The 14752-nt window shown below is 59.9% G+C and carries 11 protein-coding genes and 1 tRNA gene; 10 read left to right on the top strand and 2 right to left on the bottom strand.

Translation table 11 applies throughout. From position 1 onward, the window contains the following. The first annotated feature begins 80 nt into the window (after nt 1–80). The 3 genes from NNL35_RS23885 to NNL35_RS23875 are packed head-to-tail and all read left to right on the top strand — an operon-like array spanning nt 81 to nt 5066. Nucleotides 81–1415, top strand: coding sequence for a metallophosphoesterase family protein (locus NNL35_RS23885; protein ID WP_006678947.1), 1335 nt, complete (start codon nt 81–83; stop codon nt 1413–1415). Then, nucleotides 1412–4663 carry an AAA family ATPase gene (locus NNL35_RS23880; protein WP_254553799.1) on the top strand — a complete coding sequence of 1084 codons (3252 nt, stop codon included), beginning with the start codon at nt 1412–1414 and terminating at the stop codon, nt 4661–4663. Before NNL35_RS23885 ends, NNL35_RS23880 begins: the two co-directional genes overlap by 4 nt. Continuing rightward, nucleotides 4629–5066, top strand: coding sequence for a macro domain-containing protein (locus tag NNL35_RS23875; RefSeq protein ID WP_006679567.1), 438 nt, complete (start codon nt 4629–4631; stop codon nt 5064–5066). Before NNL35_RS23880 ends, NNL35_RS23875 begins: the two co-directional genes overlap by 35 nt. A 140-nt stretch (nt 5067–5206) precedes the next feature. Here NNL35_RS23875 and NNL35_RS23870 read toward each other — a convergent pair whose 3' ends face one another. Continuing rightward, on the bottom strand, nt 5207–6319 hold the full coding sequence (locus tag NNL35_RS23870; protein ID WP_006679568.1) for a YkvI family membrane protein: 1113 nt from the start codon (nt 6317–6319) through the stop codon (nt 5207–5209). A 144-nt stretch (nt 6320–6463) separates the two neighbouring features. Between NNL35_RS23870 and NNL35_RS23865 the strand changes: the two genes are divergently transcribed. After that, nucleotides 6464–7078, top strand: a complete 615-nt coding sequence (locus NNL35_RS23865; protein ID WP_006679569.1) for a DedA family protein — start codon at nt 6464–6466, stop codon at nt 7076–7078. Between the two features lie 43 nt (nt 7079–7121). Here NNL35_RS23865 and NNL35_RS23860 read toward each other — a convergent pair whose 3' ends face one another. Next, complete coding sequence (locus tag NNL35_RS23860) at nt 7122–7775, bottom strand: hypothetical protein (protein WP_006679570.1); 654 nt, start codon at nt 7773–7775, stop codon at nt 7122–7124. Between the two features lie 236 nt (nt 7776–8011). Between NNL35_RS23860 and NNL35_RS23855 the strand changes: the two genes are divergently transcribed. From NNL35_RS23855 to NNL35_RS23830, 6 genes are all read left to right on the top strand, one after another. Next, a complete protein-coding gene (locus NNL35_RS23855) occupies nt 8012–8338 on the top strand; it encodes a hypothetical protein (RefSeq protein ID WP_006679571.1) in 327 nt (108 codons plus the stop codon). 112 nt (nt 8339–8450) lie between these two features. Then, nucleotides 8451–8708, top strand: a complete 258-nt coding sequence (locus NNL35_RS23850; RefSeq protein WP_040734240.1) for a hypothetical protein — start codon at nt 8451–8453, stop codon at nt 8706–8708. A 207-nt stretch (nt 8709–8915) separates the two neighbouring features. Further along, nucleotides 8916–9002: transfer RNA gene (locus NNL35_RS23845), tRNA-Leu, on the top strand. A gap of 274 nt (nt 9003–9276) precedes the next feature. Then, entirely contained in the window at nt 9277–12456 is a 3180-nt protein-coding gene (locus tag NNL35_RS23840) for a bifunctional cytochrome P450/NADPH--P450 reductase (RefSeq protein ID WP_006679094.1), read from the top strand. Between the two features lie 207 nt (nt 12457–12663). Then, nucleotides 12664–13497 carry a MerR family transcriptional regulator gene (locus tag NNL35_RS23835; RefSeq protein ID WP_006679093.1) on the top strand — a complete coding sequence of 278 codons (834 nt, stop codon included), beginning with the start codon at nt 12664–12666 and terminating at the stop codon, nt 13495–13497. 106 nt (nt 13498–13603) lie between these two features. Continuing rightward, nucleotides 13604–14632, top strand: a complete 1029-nt coding sequence (locus NNL35_RS23830; protein WP_006679092.1) for an NAD(P)H-dependent amine dehydrogenase family protein — start codon at nt 13604–13606, stop codon at nt 14630–14632. Nucleotides 14633–14752 lie beyond the last annotated feature (120 nt).

The raw sequence follows: 14752 nt of genomic DNA, 5'->3' as shown, positions 1-14752 counted from the left end.
GGAGAATGTCCATCCAGCCATTCGAACGCCCGGCGGCATCTGCCGGGCGTTCGCGCACGACCAGGAGAGGAGAGAGGAAGTTGAATGCGTTTCGCTTCATACATGCGGCAGACCTGCATGTGGACAGCCCGTTCCGTGGCTTGAAGGAGCTGCCGGCTTCGCTGCGCTCGCGCGCCGTCGAATCGACCTTCGCCGCGTGGGACGCGCTCGTGGATCTGGCGGTGCAGGAGCAGGCCGCCTTCGTCGTCGTCAGCGGCGACCTGTATGACGGCAAGGATCGGTCGCTCAAGGCCCAGTGGCGTCTCCAGCGGGGAATGGAACGGCTGGCGGCGCACCGGATTGCGGTCTATCTGATACACGGCAATCACGATCCGCTGCACGAAGGCGTGCAGTGGGCGTGGCCGGACAATGTGACCGTGTTCGGCACCGGCGCGCCCGGCACGGCCTTGGCCCGGGGCGCCGATGGGACGCCGCTCGCGGTGATCGCCGGGATGTCTTACGGCGAGTCCGCAGTAAGGGATAATCTGGCCGCGCGCTATCCGTCCGAGCCGGAGAAGGCGCTGGCCGCTGCAGAGGCGGACCGCCTGCCGGAGCGGGCCCGCTTGTTCCGGATCGGCATGCTGCATGGGACGGTCGACGGACGGCCTGGCCATGATCCGTATGCGCCCTGCTCCAAGCGGGAGCTTATTACTGCCGGGTATGATTATTGGGCGCTCGGCCATATTCATCTGCGTGAGGTGCTTCATGCCTCTCCATACATCGTCTATCCCGGCAATACGCAGGGACGGCATGTCAAGGAGACCGGGGCGAAGGGCGCTTACGTCGTCGAGGTCGACGAGCGGCGTCACGTGTCGCTGCGCTTCGAGCCGCTCGATCAGGTCCGCTGGTGCGATGAGGCCGTCGATCTCGCGGATCTTGCCGATATGCAGCAGGTGATGGAACGGTTGGACGCGGCGCTGGCCGGGTTGCGCCAGCAGGGCGGCAGCCGCCTCGTCTTCGCGCGCCTGACGCTCGTCGGGCGCACGGCGCTCTATCGCGAACTGCAGCGCCAATCGCTGGAGCAGCAGTGGGCGGCCGCGGCCAACGAGCAGGAGCTGGAACGGATGGAGCGTTCCGGTTCGACGGACGGGGTATGGATCGCCGAGGTACGCGTGCGGTGCCGCCCTGATCTGGACCCTGCTGTCTGGATGGAGTCGGAGAGCTTCCTCGGCGATCTGGTCCGGCTGACGGATCGGGGCAGGCAGGACAGCGAACTGCGGGACGAGCTGCTGGCTGAAGCGCTTCGCGCCTTCCAGGCGCAGCCCCGGCTTCGCCAATGGCTGGCCGATCAACCGGAGGAGGCGCAGGCGGATTGGCTGCAGGAAGCGATGCTGCTGTCTCTTGAAGCGCTGCATGAAGGAGGGAGCGCGTCATGAGACTGCTGCATCTGCATGTGAACGGCTTCGGCGAGCTGCGCGATCTGGAGCTCGATCTGGCCGAGCCGGGGAAGCCCGGCGGCATCACGCTGCTGCTCGGCCCGAATGAGGCAGGGAAAAGCACGATTGCCGCCTTCCTGCGGGGCATGCTGTACGGCTTCCCGAAGCGCGGCGGCGCGGCCGTCCGTTACGAGCCCGCGGAAGGCGGCGTCTACGGCGGGCGGCTCGCCGTGGAGGACGATCAGGGACAGGAATGGCGGATCGAGCGTCTGGAGCGGAACGGCAGCGTGCAGACGGTTATCCACCGCCGGGGGGCGGACGGGCGCCTGGACCGGATGACCCAGTCCGCGCTGGAGACGGAGCTGCTGGGCGGACTGAACGGGGAGTTGTTCCGGCGTCTGTTCGCGATTACGCTGGACGAGCTGCATGAGCTGCAGGCGCTCCAGGGCGACGAGGTCGGCGCCTTCCTGTACGACACCGGCCTTGGGGGCGGCCGTCAGGTCGCCGAGGCCGAACGGTGGCTGCAGCAGGAGGCGGACAAGCTGTATAAGCCGCGCGGCCGCTCGCAGGAGCTGGCGCATACGCTGCAAGCGCTGGACCGCGCGGACCGGGCGCGGCGGGAAGGCCAGGCGCAGGCGGCGCGGCTTGCCGACGTGGAAGCGCGGCTGGCGGAAGCGGACGCCGGGCTTGAAGCGGCTGCCTCCGCGCGCCGCTCCGTCCGCGAGGCGCTGGCCTTGACGGAGCGAGCCGCCCATGTCAGCGAGACGTGGGTGCGTCTCGTCGCGGCGCGCGAAGCGCTGGCGGGGCTGCCGCCGCTCGCGGCTTGGCCGCCCGACGCCGCCGCGCGCTGGGAAGCGAACGAGCGCCGGCTGGCCGAGGCGGAGGCGGCGCTTGGCCGCGCGGAGGAGCAGCGGGCCGCATGGGAACGGCGGCTCGCCGCGCTGCGCCCGCAGGGGGTGCTGCTGGCGCTCGCGCCCGAGGCGCGCCGCCTGGCCCGGCAGGCGGATGCGGTCCGCCACTGGCAGGAGACGGCCGCGGAGACCGAGGCGGAAGCCGCGCGGCTCGCGGCAGAGCTGCGCCGCCTGGCCCGCCAGACGGATTCCGGCTGGACGCCGGAGCGGATGCTTGCCTGCGACGCGAGCTTCACGCAGGCGGAGCAGGCCCGGGCCGCGCAGGCGGAGGCCGACGCCGTCAGCCGGGCGCATGCCCAGGCCGCCGACGCTGGGGAGCGGGCGGCCCGCGAGGCGGACGCGGCGGAGGCCGAACGCCGCGAAGCGGAGCGCGCGCTCGCGCGGCATACGGCGGCCGGCGTGCGCGGCGCCGGCTTCGCGCCGACGCCGGCCCAGGCCGAGGAGGCCGTGCGCCGCGGCCAGGCGCTCCAGGACGCGCTCGCGTCGCGGCAGGCCCTGGCTCCGGCGCCACCGACCGGCCGGGCGGGCCGGGCAGCTCGGGCCGCCGGGGAGCGCCGCAGCCCGGCAGCGGCCGGCGCGTACGCCTTCGGCGGCGGCGCGCTGCTGCTGGCCGCGCTGCTCGGCTTCGCGGCGGGCCAATGGCTGGCCGCGGGAGCGGTGGCGGCCGTCGGCCTTGCCGGGACGCTCGCATGGGCCTATACCAGCCGCAGCGGGCACGCGGGCCGGGTTGAAGGCCCTGCGGATGAGGGCGGCGCGGCCGAGCGGATGGCCGCGCTGCAGGCCGAAGCGCTGCGGGGGCTGCTTGGCCTGCTCTGGCCCGGGACCGGCGGCGCGACGGCGCTGCCTGACGCTGCGGAGCAGCAGGCGCTGGCGCAAGTGCTGGCCGATACGGCCGAGTGGGCGCGCGAGCAGGCGCAGCTGGCCGATCGCGCCCGGCATGCAGCCGAGGCCGCCGCGGCCGCCGGGCGGCGGGCCGATGCCTTGGCGGATGAAGCCGAGGCGGCCCTGGCGGCGGAGAGAGGGGCCGCTGGGCGCTGGCGCGGCTGGCTCCGGGAGCGCGGGCTGCCGGAGTCGCTCAGCCCCGCCGGCGCGCTGGAGCATCTCCGCCGGGTGGAGCAAGCGCTCGATATGGAGAGCCAGCGGGAGCGGCTGCTGGAGCGAGCCTCCCGTCTGCGGCGCCAGATCGGGGAGGTCGAGCAGGAATGCGCCCGGCTGCTGCAGGCCGCCTGGGGAGCTGCCGAAGGAGACGGCGAAGCGGCCGCGGCGGCCGAGCGCCCGGAAGCGGATGAGACGGATTCGGCGGACGCCCTCCCGAACGAAGCGGAGGGACGCCGGGGCTTCTCTTCCATCGGGGAGCTGTATCGGCTGCTGGAACGGCTGGAGGCCGAAGAGAAGCGGCAGCAGGAATACGAGCGCTGCGTGCAGCAGCATGAAGCGGCTCTGGAGGCATCTCAAGCGGCCGCACGGGATGCGGAGGATGCCCGCAAGCGGAAGGAACGGCTGCTGGCGGAAGCGGGCGTGAAGGAGGAAGCGGAGTTCATCCTGCGGATGAATGCCGAGGCCCGCCGGCAGGAATGGGAGCGGATGCTGCAGGAGAGCGAGGCTATCGTGTACCGGGGCGGAAGTCCGGAGCAGTGGGCGCCGCTGGAGGAGCTGCTGACCCGCTATGATGGACCCGAGCTGGAGCGGCGCGCCGCTGAATTGCAAGCGGAGCTGGAGCGGTGGGATGCGCGCATCAGTGAAGGAGAGGAGCAGCGCGGGCGGCTGAAGGAAGAGCATGAGCGGCTGACGGCCGAGGTCGAGGGAGCGGCGCATCATCACGAGGCCGCGATGAACGAAGCGAAGCTCGACGAACAGGCGTCCCGCTATGCGGTGCTGGCGCTGGCCCGAACGCTGATCCAGCGGACAAGGCGGCTCTACGAGCAAGAGAAGCAGCCGGAGGTGCTGAAGCGGGCGGCCGCCCATCTGCGGGCGATGACCGAGGGGCGGTATGTCCGGGTGACGGCGCCGTACGGCACGAAGCGGCTGGAGGTGGAACGGGCGGACGGGCGAATGATCGACAGTTCCCTGCTGAGCCGCGGAACAGCGGAGCAGCTCTATCTGGCCATGCGCTTCGCCTTGGCGGAAGCATTGTCCCATAAAGCGGCCCTTCCTCTGATTCTGGATGACATTCTGGTCAATTATGACCGGAGGAGGCTGGGACAAGCCGTACAGGCGCTGCATCGGCTGTCATCGTCTCATCAGATCGTGATGACGACCTGCCATCCGCATCTCGCGAAGGCGTTCCGGGATGAGATGGCCGATGTGCGCATTGTGGAGCTGGGTCCGCTCGGATAAGATGCGGGAAGATGCAATCGAGACCGGCATGCGGTGCTTCGAGAGATTTATTTATTGTGTCGTATGTCGGCCCGGGATTGCGGTCGAATTCAAAAAAAGGTTCAAGCTTGCCTCTCTTCAAGAGACGGCCAAGCACAGCCCGTTGAAAATAGGCACATGCTATAAAGTGGGCAGAGCCTTGAATCTGGTGACCAAAGCGAAATATTGGCACAAGCCAACCTATGAATCATTGACCCAAGCCGTTGTCTCGATGAGAGTCGTATGCTTGGAGGAAGGCATTACTGCGCTTGCCATGCCGCAGATCGGCTGCGGTCTTGACAAGCTGCAGTGGGGAAGAGTGAGAGAGATGATAAAAGATGTGTTTGCAGACACGGACATCGAAATTGTCGTGTGCACGTTGTAAGAACGCACCGGGGATCCGGGCATCGCGGCAGCGGCAGACAAAACAAACGCATCTGCCGCAAGCGCGATGCTTGGCGGCGGGTCCGGGCAAGTCCCGAAGCAGCCTGACTTTGCCATTTGCATAGGCATATGGTGTGTGCGTCATTTTTTGCGCGGGAGCGGATTCAGCTTGATCTTCCCTCCCGCGGGAGAAGGGGCGGAGGGCGGTTCCGTCCCGGGCTTCGCCGGTTGGGCCGCCCGCATCAGCAGATAGAGCCATATGAGGCTGAACATGCCGAACAACGGGTACAGGAACGAGATCAGAGTGCGGAAGCCGAACTGGCTGATGGTGTAGCACATCATCATGATGAGCGCCGATATCAGCTTCTTCGGCAACCCGGTCCGTTGATGAAGTTGGAGCGTAATGCCATACAGATCGGCGATAAAGGTCGTGAAAATTTCCGAAAAGATGAGCAGGACATAAATGAGCTGGATGGTAGTGCCGAGCGTATGCGCGATTTCCCCCATCGGAATGTCGAACTGCTGTATGCCTGGCATATGCACGGAGAGAGCCAGATGGCCTGCCAGCAGCAGCACGCCGATGAGGACGCCCCCAATTGCACCGCCGATACGTATGATTCTCCGGTTCGGCATCGAGGCGCCCAGCGGGACGAGGACCGCCTGGGCCATCGCCAGATTGAAGGCGCTGTACAGCAGCGGAGCGGTCCATGCGGCATACCACGATGTGTCCGTCGTCATGGCAAAAACCCGTTCCGCGTTCGGCATATGCAGCGTGTGAGTCACGATAATGACGGTAAAGATCAGCATCGTCGGCACGACGAGCGAGTTGAGGCTTAATATCGCGCTCATTCCCCGATTGATGATGAAATAGGAGGAGACAAGCGTCAGCAGCAGCCCGGTCTGGTAGTGAAAATTCAATTGCTGGACGAAGACGGAGCCCGCGCCGGCGAGCATGACCCCATTCACGCACACAATGACGATCATCGCGAAAATGCTGACCCAGCCGCCGATCCGGGAACCGAACAAATAATGGTTCACATCTTCATAGGAACGGGCCTGGATCTGATGGGCAATCACCATCAGCTTCGTTCCGAGGAAGAGAAAGATGAGGCTGGACACTCCGATCGTGAGAGAAGCGATCCATCCGTATTTGGTGAAGAACTGCAAAATTTCCTGGCCCGTCGCGAACCCGGCTCCGACGACGGTTCCGACGTAAGTGAACGCAATCTGTAATATCCGCAGCGTCTGTCTCAACGATTAGGCGCCTCCTTGTCCGACGAAGCTTGATGCGAAGGATTGAGCTAGCTTGTTCGCATTACTATACGTATGACAAGCTTGGGACGGACATGACTCCCTCAATGTGGTAAGATAGTTAGGGAGTGAGAGGAGGAGCCTTGATTGCTGGAGATTACATGGGCATTGACCCATTTCGGGTACATTGCTTTATTTTTTTTGCTTGCGCTTGGCATCGTCGGACTGCCGATACCGGATGAGACGATCATGGTATTCGTCGGCAGCTTGACGGTGGAAGGCCCGTTCGGATACGTGCCGGCCTTCGCTGTATGCCTTGCCGGGAGCATGACTGGCATGACTGTCAGCTACATCGTGGGACGGAGGGTCGGCAAGCCGCTGCTGAATCGGTACGGCAAGCGGGTGAAGCTGACGCCTGCGCGGGTGGAACGCACCGAACGCTGGTTCCAGCGCTTCGGTCCATGGGCCATCGTCTTCGGGTACTTTGTTCCCGGACTGCGCCACTTGACCTGTTACCTGGCCGGGATGGCACGGATGAATTGGTCTCTTTATTTTTTTGCAGCTGGGACGGGAGCGATTATCTGGGTCGCCACTTTTTTGACGATTGGGCATTTCGTCGGAGTTCATTGGGAGGCGGCCGTTCATTGGATTCATACCAAAGGAACGCTATATATGGTGGGCTTGGCAGCGATGCTTTTGCTCATCGGCGCGCTCGTGTTCGTCCTGATCCGGCGCCGCGCCCGCCCAAAACAAACGCCTTGATCCGCAGCGGATGCAAGGCGTTCTATGATCTCAGGCAAGGAAGTTAAGCCTTCAACCCGTTCTCCTCCATCGGGAAGAGCTTGACGGACTGAATCTTGCCTGTCTTCGGATCGAGATCCAGCCGGAGCAGGGCGCTGGCCGCTTGGTAGCTCCAGGCATAGCCGGTATCTTGATCCGGATTGCCGAGAGCCTTCGCGGCGGTATCGCTTTTGCCTCCGATGTGCAGGCCCTTGATGCCGGTGGACGAGCCGTCGCCCGACACCTCGACAAATACGACCTTATCGTCGTCATGACAGCCGAACGAAAATCCGTCATATTCCAGCACATGAATCGGCTCCTCGTCGTCCATCACGAATTGGGAGACGGGCGCCCCCCAGAGCTGCCGCACCTGCTCCTCGGTATCGCTTAGCCCAATCCCCTTCAGCTTCGGCTGCTTCCGGTTGAATTCGGCTTCCTCGCCCGTGGCGGAGGCGGAACGGGAATTATCCTTATTCGAAGCGATCTCGGTACGCTCTCGCGTCTTATCCTTGCCTGTCGCCGGAGTCTCTTCCGTCGGGCCTGTCTTGGCCGTATACGGCGTCTTCGGGTTGGCCGGCGGCACGCTGCCGGCTTGCGTCGAACAGCCGGACAGTAGAGCGCCAAGGGCGGCAGCAGTTGCAACCATATGCAGGATTCGGGTAATCGGGGCACGGGTCATCGGTGCGGTTCCTCCTTCGCCGCCTCGCGGCGGGTATGACGATAGATATAGGATCGGTTTTCATCTGTACCGTAACAGGTTACATATAACGAAAGAGAGCGGGACTTTGGACACTCTCATTAATATAGACGGAGCTCACTCCAAGAAGTTGCAGTCGTTGTATGAAATTGCCTGCTTTTCTCCATTCACCTGTTTGGCATATAATAAAGATAAGTTGGTGAGAGGGGGCGACGAAGATGATTGATCAACCAACAGCGCGTTTTTTGCAGGAGAAGGTGTCGGAAGCTAAAGTTCATTTTGAACGGGCTCTCGATTGTAAGCATACGGAGTTCGATGATTTGTACCCCTATATGATTGAACATCCTCAATTTTTCTGGTACAAACGTTACGTGGCCTGGTCCGAATTACTGACTATCGTCAAACTGTGCGAACAGCTGCAGGTGGCTTGGCAGGAGCAATTCACCCCGCAGCAAGTCGAATATATACAAAAACGCGTCATGTCGGCGAAAGTACTGGATTATTGGTTCGAGACGAACGACTCCAGAGAGCATGTCGGCGGATAACCTTCACGTGACGGAGGAAGCAAGGCCTGTCAGCGTCAGCCGGCAGGCCTTGTTCCCTATTGCAGCATGGGCCAGAGTGATGGATGCAGTCGATACAAGAAAGGAGATGGCCATGATAGACGAGACTATGCTTGATCGGTTCCGCCAGGAGGGCACGAAGGTGCGTGTCGTGCGGGACATGCTCGAAGCGAATGATGTGATCGGCATCGTCGTCGCCTGGAGCGAGGACGAGGTGATGATTCGCAAGCGCAATCGGCGCATCGTGAAGCTGAGCCGGAACTATTTGATCCAGCCCTTCAGCGAGCCGCGGCCGGAGCTTGGGGAAGGGAACTCGGGCCCGATAGCCGAGACATCCGAAGGCGAAGCCTGAATCGAATAGCGATATGGAAGGACTGCCGAGTTGTTGGGACAGTCCTGTTCTTTTGTCGCCGGTCTGCGGCGGCAATGGGGTCATGTGCTGTGGGTTCAAATGGGTTTAAATTATTTTTCGAAAAAGTGTTGACGCAGTTCCGGATACATGATATTATATTTCTTGTCGCTAAGAAAATTAAATTACGAAATGTAAGATACTAAATATGCGGTCATGGCGGAATTGGCAGACGCGCTAGATTCAGGTTCTAGTGGGGTAACACCCGTGGAGGTTCGAGTCCTCTTGACCGCACCATACTTACGAATTCGAGAAGCCTTAAGCATTGTTATGCAGGGCTTTTTTTGTTTTTGTCTTTGTGGAGCGGGAAATAGGGAAGAGTGTTTTTCATATGTCGGATATCCGTTCTTTGGAGGAGCCACAACAGAGAATAGCGGGACGACGGTGTGCTTCGGTATCTCGTATTCGGAATGAATATTCATTCCGGTATGCAACGATTGGTTTTCGGCCAAGCTAAGTTCAACTTCACTTCGGATATGGTTCCTATATTGTCTTGAAAGGATGGATGAGCATGCCTGAATCCGTTGCTGTTCCGCAGCCGAAAACGTTTGGACCGCTCGGTAATTTGCCGCTGCTGGATCTCGAAGCTCCCCTTCAATCGCTCGTAAAGCTTGCGTATGAATACGGTCCGATCTTCCGAATGGATATGCCGGGAAGAAGTGAAATCTTTATTTCCGGTTACGAACTGGTCGAGGATGCTTGTGACGAATCCCGTTTTGACAAAAATTTGTGGGCCCCCTTGCAAAAGGTGCGGGCTTTCGCCGGCGACGGCTTATTCACGAGCGCTACGGAGGAGCCGAATTGGAGTAAAGCTCATAATATTTTGCTTCCCAGCTTTAGTCAGAGAGCCATGCAAGGGTATCATACGATGATGGTAGATATCGCGCAGCAGCTTGTGCAAAAGTGGGCCCGGCTCAACCCGGACGAAAGCGTGGACGTTCCGGAGGATATGACTCGGCTTACTCTGGATACGATCGGGCTGTGCGGATTCAATTATCGCTTCAACAGCTTCTACCGGGAGCAGCCGCATCCTTTTATCATCAGTATGGTCCGTGCATTGAATGAAGCAATGAATCAACTGCAGCGTCTCGGGCTGCAAGATAAAATGATGATTTTGACGAAACGGCAATATAAGCACGATATTCAAACGATGTTCTCTCTGGTCGATAAAATTATCGCCGAACGCAAGGCGCACGGCGGGGAAGATGGGAAGGATCTGCTTGCTCATATGCTGACAGGCAAAGATCCGGAGACGGGCGAACCGCTGGACGACGAGAATATCCGTTATCAGATCATTACGTTCCTCATTGCCGGACATGAGACGACAAGCGGACTGTTGTCCTTTGCCATGTACTATTTGCTAAAAAATCCGGAAAAACTGCAAAAGGCTTACGAAGAGGTGGACCGCGTTCTGACCGAACCGGTTCCGACATATACCCGAGTCCGGGAGCTCAAATACATCCGGATGATTCTCAACGAGGCTCTGCGCTTATGGCCGACCGCCCCGGCATTCTCCTTGTATGCGAAGGAAGACACGTTACTGGCGGGGAAATACCCTCTGAAAAAAGGAGACAGCGTGAACGTCCTTATTCCCAAGCTTCATCGGGATACATCCGTGTGGGGGGACAATGTCGACGAGTTCTGTCCGGAACGGTTTGAAGACCCCAGCCGAATTCCAGAACACGCCTACAAACCGTTCGGAAACGGCCAGCGCGCCTGCATCGGTCAACAATTTGCCCTGCAGGAAGCGACGCTTGTGCTCGGGATGGTGCTCAAGTATTTTGAAATCATCGATCACACGAATTATCAATTGAAAGTGAAGGAGACGTTGACGCTTAAGCCGGAAGGCTTTACTATTCGTGTCCGTCTCCGGGCCGGCCAGGGGGCCTTTACGATTTCCGCTGTGGGGAACGAGGCGCCTGTCGGCAAGCCGGCGGTGCAGACAGCGGCCCCCACGGTGGAGGCTCATAATACGCCGCTGCTTGTTCTGTACGGATCCAATCTCGGGACGGCTGAGGGGATTGCCCGAGAGCTTGCGGACACCGCCCGCTATCAAGGCTTCCGCAGCGAGGTGGCGCCGCTTAACGAGCGTGTGGGCAAGCTGCCCAAGGAAGGCGTTGTGTTTATCGTCTCCGCGTCGTACAACGGGAAGCCGCCGAGCAATGCCCGCGAATTTGTCCAATGGCTGGAGGGAGCGGAACCGGGCGCATTCGAGGGGGTTCGGTATGCGGTCTTCGGATGCGGCGATCATAATTGGGCAGGCACCTACCAGCAGGTTCCGCGGTTTATCGATGAGGCGCTTGCAGACAAAGGGGCCACCCGCCTTGTTGCCCGCGGGGAAGCGGATGCGAGCGGCGATTTTGAGAAGCAGCTCGAGGAATGGGGCGACCGCCTGTGGCAAGATGTGCTGAACGCTCTGGGCTTGAAGAGCGGTGGCCAGCCGCACCGGGAACGAACCACGTTGAGCATTCAGTTCGTTAGCGGTCTGATCGGAACCCCGCTTGCAGAAACTTACGATGCCCTTCTCGCGAATATTGTAGAGAACCGTGAATTGCAGGGAGAAGGCAGCGAACGGAGCACACGACATCTGGAAATCGCGCTGCCGGATGGGGTAACCTATCGGGAAGGGGATCATCTTGGGGTCCTTCCCGTGAACGCACAGGAGCTTGTGGATCGCGTTCTTCGCCGTTTTGGCCTACAGGGGAGCGATCATTTGATCATTAGCGCATCCGGACGAAGTGCCGCGCATCTTCCGCTCGATCGTCCGATCAGCGTTCACGATTTGCTCAGCCACAGTGTGGAGCTGCAGGAAGCGGCAACGCGTGCGCAGCTTCGCGAGATGGCTTCCTTCACCGTATGTCCGCCGCACAAGCAGGAGCTTGAGGCGCTTCTGCAGGAGGATACTTATCAGGATCAAGTGCTGAGCAAACGGGTGACGATGATCGACCTGCTGGAGAAGTATCCGGCTTGCGAACTTCCGTTCCAACGGTTCATAGAGCTGCTGCCGCCGCTCAAAGCGCGCTATTACTCCATTTCCAGTTCTCCCAAGGCGCTGCCGGATCGAGTCAGCATTACGGTCGGGGTCGTTCGCGGGCCGGCCAGGAGCGGGCGCGGCGAATTCCGCGGCGTGACCTCGAATTATCTCGCCGTCCGCCAGCCGGGGGATGCCATCGCCATGTTCGTGCGGACGCCGGAATCGGGATTCCTGCTTCCGGAGCAAGCGGACACGCCGATGATCATGGTCGGACCAGGCACGGGCGTTGCGCCATTCAGAGGATTTCTTCAAGCTCGGCGAGCTCTGAAGCAGGAAGGAAAGACGCTCGGGGAGGCGCATCTGTATTTCGGCTGCCGCAATCCGGAACACGATTACCTGTACCGTGAGGAACTGGAGCAATATGAACGGGACGGCTTCGTTCGACTCCACACGGCTTTCTCGCGAGTGGCGAACAAGCCCAAGACGTACGTGCAGGATTTGATCAAGCGCGATGCCGGCAAGCTGCTCGACTTGCTGAATCGGGGAGCAAAGCTGTATGTCTGCGGGGACGGCAGCAAGATGGCTCCGGAGGTGGAGGAAACTTTCCGTACCGCTTACCGCGAGGCTCACGGCACAACGGAAGAATCGGCGCAAAACTGGCTTGAAAGCCTTCAAAACGACGGTCAATACGTGAAGGACGTGTGGGCTGGATTGTAAGGTCACATGATGCAGCCTGCGAATTCAATCCGAGGAGCGATGAACTCGGCATCGTGATCTTGCATACACAAATTATCGGAACAGTAGAGTCGTCCCATGGGGGCGGCTTTGCTGTTTCCTTAGTCTGCTTCGCCATTGACCACATTTGTTGTATGATTATTTGGAGTATGGGTTAATCTTTTCAAGGTGAAGGAGTAGGGGGGCTTCATGGAGAAGCTATCGATCGGCCGCATGGCGGAGCTGAACCATACCTCGGTGCAGACGCTGCGCTATTATGACAAGCTGGGACTGTTGAAGCCGGAATTCGTCGATGAGAGCACCGGTTACCGCTATTATTCGATCAAGCAGTGCGCCAGACTGGACTTGATCAATTATATGAAGTATTTGGGCATGTCTCTTGACAATATTATGGCCTGGTTCGACAGCGAGGATATCGCCTCGATTCCTGCCATGCTGCGGGAGCAGGCCGAGCTTATCGAGCGCAAGCGCAAGGAACTGGAGCAGATGGGGAAGGCGATCCAGGTCAGCATCAAAAATTACGATACATATATGAGCGCGCCGCAGGACGGACAGTTCGTGCTGCAGCATATTCCTGCGCGGAAAATCTATTGCTATGACAGCAAGGTCAACATTTATGAGCACCCGCTGGAGACCTATGAGTATATTTTGCGGGAGCTGCGGGCCCAGGCGATCGTCAAGCATCTGCCGATGGCTTATTTCTGCAATGTCGGCTCGATTATCCGCCAAGCGAATCTGGAGCGGGGACAGTTCATCTCGACTGAAGTGTTTCTGTTCGTCGATGACGATTTCGAGATGCAGGCCGGGGTGGAGATCATTCCGGAGCATGACTATGCCTGCATTTATTGCAGCAGTTTTTTTCGGGAGCGGGAATATGCCGGGCGTCTGCTTGACCATGTGAAGGAAAAGGGCTGCGAAGTGGTCGGCGATTATATCTGCGAAGTCGTGGTGGAGCTGCCGGTATTCCATACCGATGAACGGAATATGTTCATGAAGCTGCAGGTTCCGATAAAACAGGGTTGACTCTATAGTTAGTATAGAGTTTATGATAAGGGCAGAGGAGCTCCTGCAAAACCATTGCATCATGGATTGTGAAAAAAGTAACAATACCAATGGGAGGTTGTCCATCATGAAAGAGAAAATTAGAGTCATTCAGTACGGCTGCGGAAAAATGGGTTTGTATTTTCTAAGATATCTGCATGAGAAAGGCGCGGAAATCGTCGGGGCCATTGATGTGAATCCGAATATCGTCGGCAAGGACGCAGGCGAGGTGGCGGGCCTGGGCCTCAAGCTGAATGTGCCTGTCCGTTCGGATGCCGAGCAAGTGTTCAAGGAATGCGATGCGCAAGTCTGCATTATCGCGACGACTAGCCTGTTGACGGATACGTACGCTGCGTACGAGCTCGCGGCCCGTTACGGCGTGAACGCGATTAGCACCTGTGAAGAGGCCTTCTACCCATGGACAACCTCCCCGGCCTTGACGAACCGTCTCGATCGTCTGGCGAAGGACAACGGCTGTACCTTGGCGGGATCCGGGTACCAGGACGTCTTCTGGGGCAATCTGATCACGGTATTGGCCGGTGCGACGCATCAGATTACGAGAATCGAAGGCAAGTCGAGCTACAACGTCGAGGAATACGGCATCGCGCTTGCCGAGGTGCACGGAGCCGGATTGACCTTGAAGGAATTCGAGGAGAAGATCGCAAGCAACAACGACCTCCCGTCCTTCATGCGAAATGCGAACGAATGGCTCTGCTCGCAATTCGGCTGGACGATTAAATCGATGGAACAGCAGCTTGTGCCGATGACGCATAATCAAGACCTGCATTCCACGACGCTCGGCCGCACGATCCCGGCAGGCGATGCCACCGGCATGTCCGCCGTCGTTACGACGGTGACCCATCAAGGTCCGGTCATCGTGACCGAATGCATCGGCAAAGTGTATGCCGAGGATGAAGTCGACCATAACGATTGGGTCATTAAGGGCGAGCCGGCTACCGAGGTCAACATCTCCTGCCCGGCGACGGTAGAGCTGACGTGTGCGACGGTCGTCAACCGGATTCCGGATCTGCTGCAGGCGCCGGCCGGCTTCTACACTACGGAGAAGATGGCTCCGTCCCAATACCGGACGTACCCGCTCCATTATTACGTGAAATAAACCGGATAATAGCACAGGCGACAGCTTCCCGCTGCCGCCTGTTCGCCTGTTCGTGTGATGGGATGGGTCGGGCTGCGCATACGGCTTGGGCTCGCCAGGATGGGGGCGAATTGGCGAATG

This window comes from Paenibacillus dendritiformis (assembly GCF_945605565.1).
In the GTDB taxonomy this organism is placed as follows: domain Bacteria; phylum Bacillota; class Bacilli; order Paenibacillales; family Paenibacillaceae; genus Paenibacillus_B; species Paenibacillus_B dendritiformis_A.
The sequence above is the reverse complement of the archived record's forward strand: the minus strand, read 5'-3'. Positions and strand labels throughout refer to the sequence as shown.

Bases quoted from the DNA above. Each gene is read 5' to 3' on its own strand.
- NNL35_RS23880 (WP_254553799.1), top strand. From the start codon at position 1,412: ATGAGACTGCTGCATCTGCATGTGAACGGCTTCGGCGAGCTGCGCGAT.
- NNL35_RS23875 (WP_006679567.1), top strand. From the start codon at position 4,629: ATGTGCGCATTGTGGAGCTGGGTCCGCTCGGATAAGATGCGGGAAGAT.
- NNL35_RS23860 (WP_006679570.1), bottom strand. From the start codon at position 7,775: ATGACCCGTGCCCCGATTACCCGAATCCTGCATATGGTTGCAACTGCT.
- NNL35_RS23855 (WP_006679571.1), top strand. From the start codon at position 8,012: ATGATTGATCAACCAACAGCGCGTTTTTTGCAGGAGAAGGTGTCGGAA.
- NNL35_RS23850 (WP_040734240.1), top strand. From the start codon at position 8,451: ATGATAGACGAGACTATGCTTGATCGGTTCCGCCAGGAGGGCACGAAG.
- NNL35_RS23840 (WP_006679094.1), top strand. From the start codon at position 9,277: ATGCCTGAATCCGTTGCTGTTCCGCAGCCGAAAACGTTTGGACCGCTC.
- NNL35_RS23835 (WP_006679093.1), top strand. From the start codon at position 12,664: ATGGAGAAGCTATCGATCGGCCGCATGGCGGAGCTGAACCATACCTCG.
- NNL35_RS23830 (WP_006679092.1), top strand. From the start codon at position 13,604: ATGAAAGAGAAAATTAGAGTCATTCAGTACGGCTGCGGAAAAATGGGT.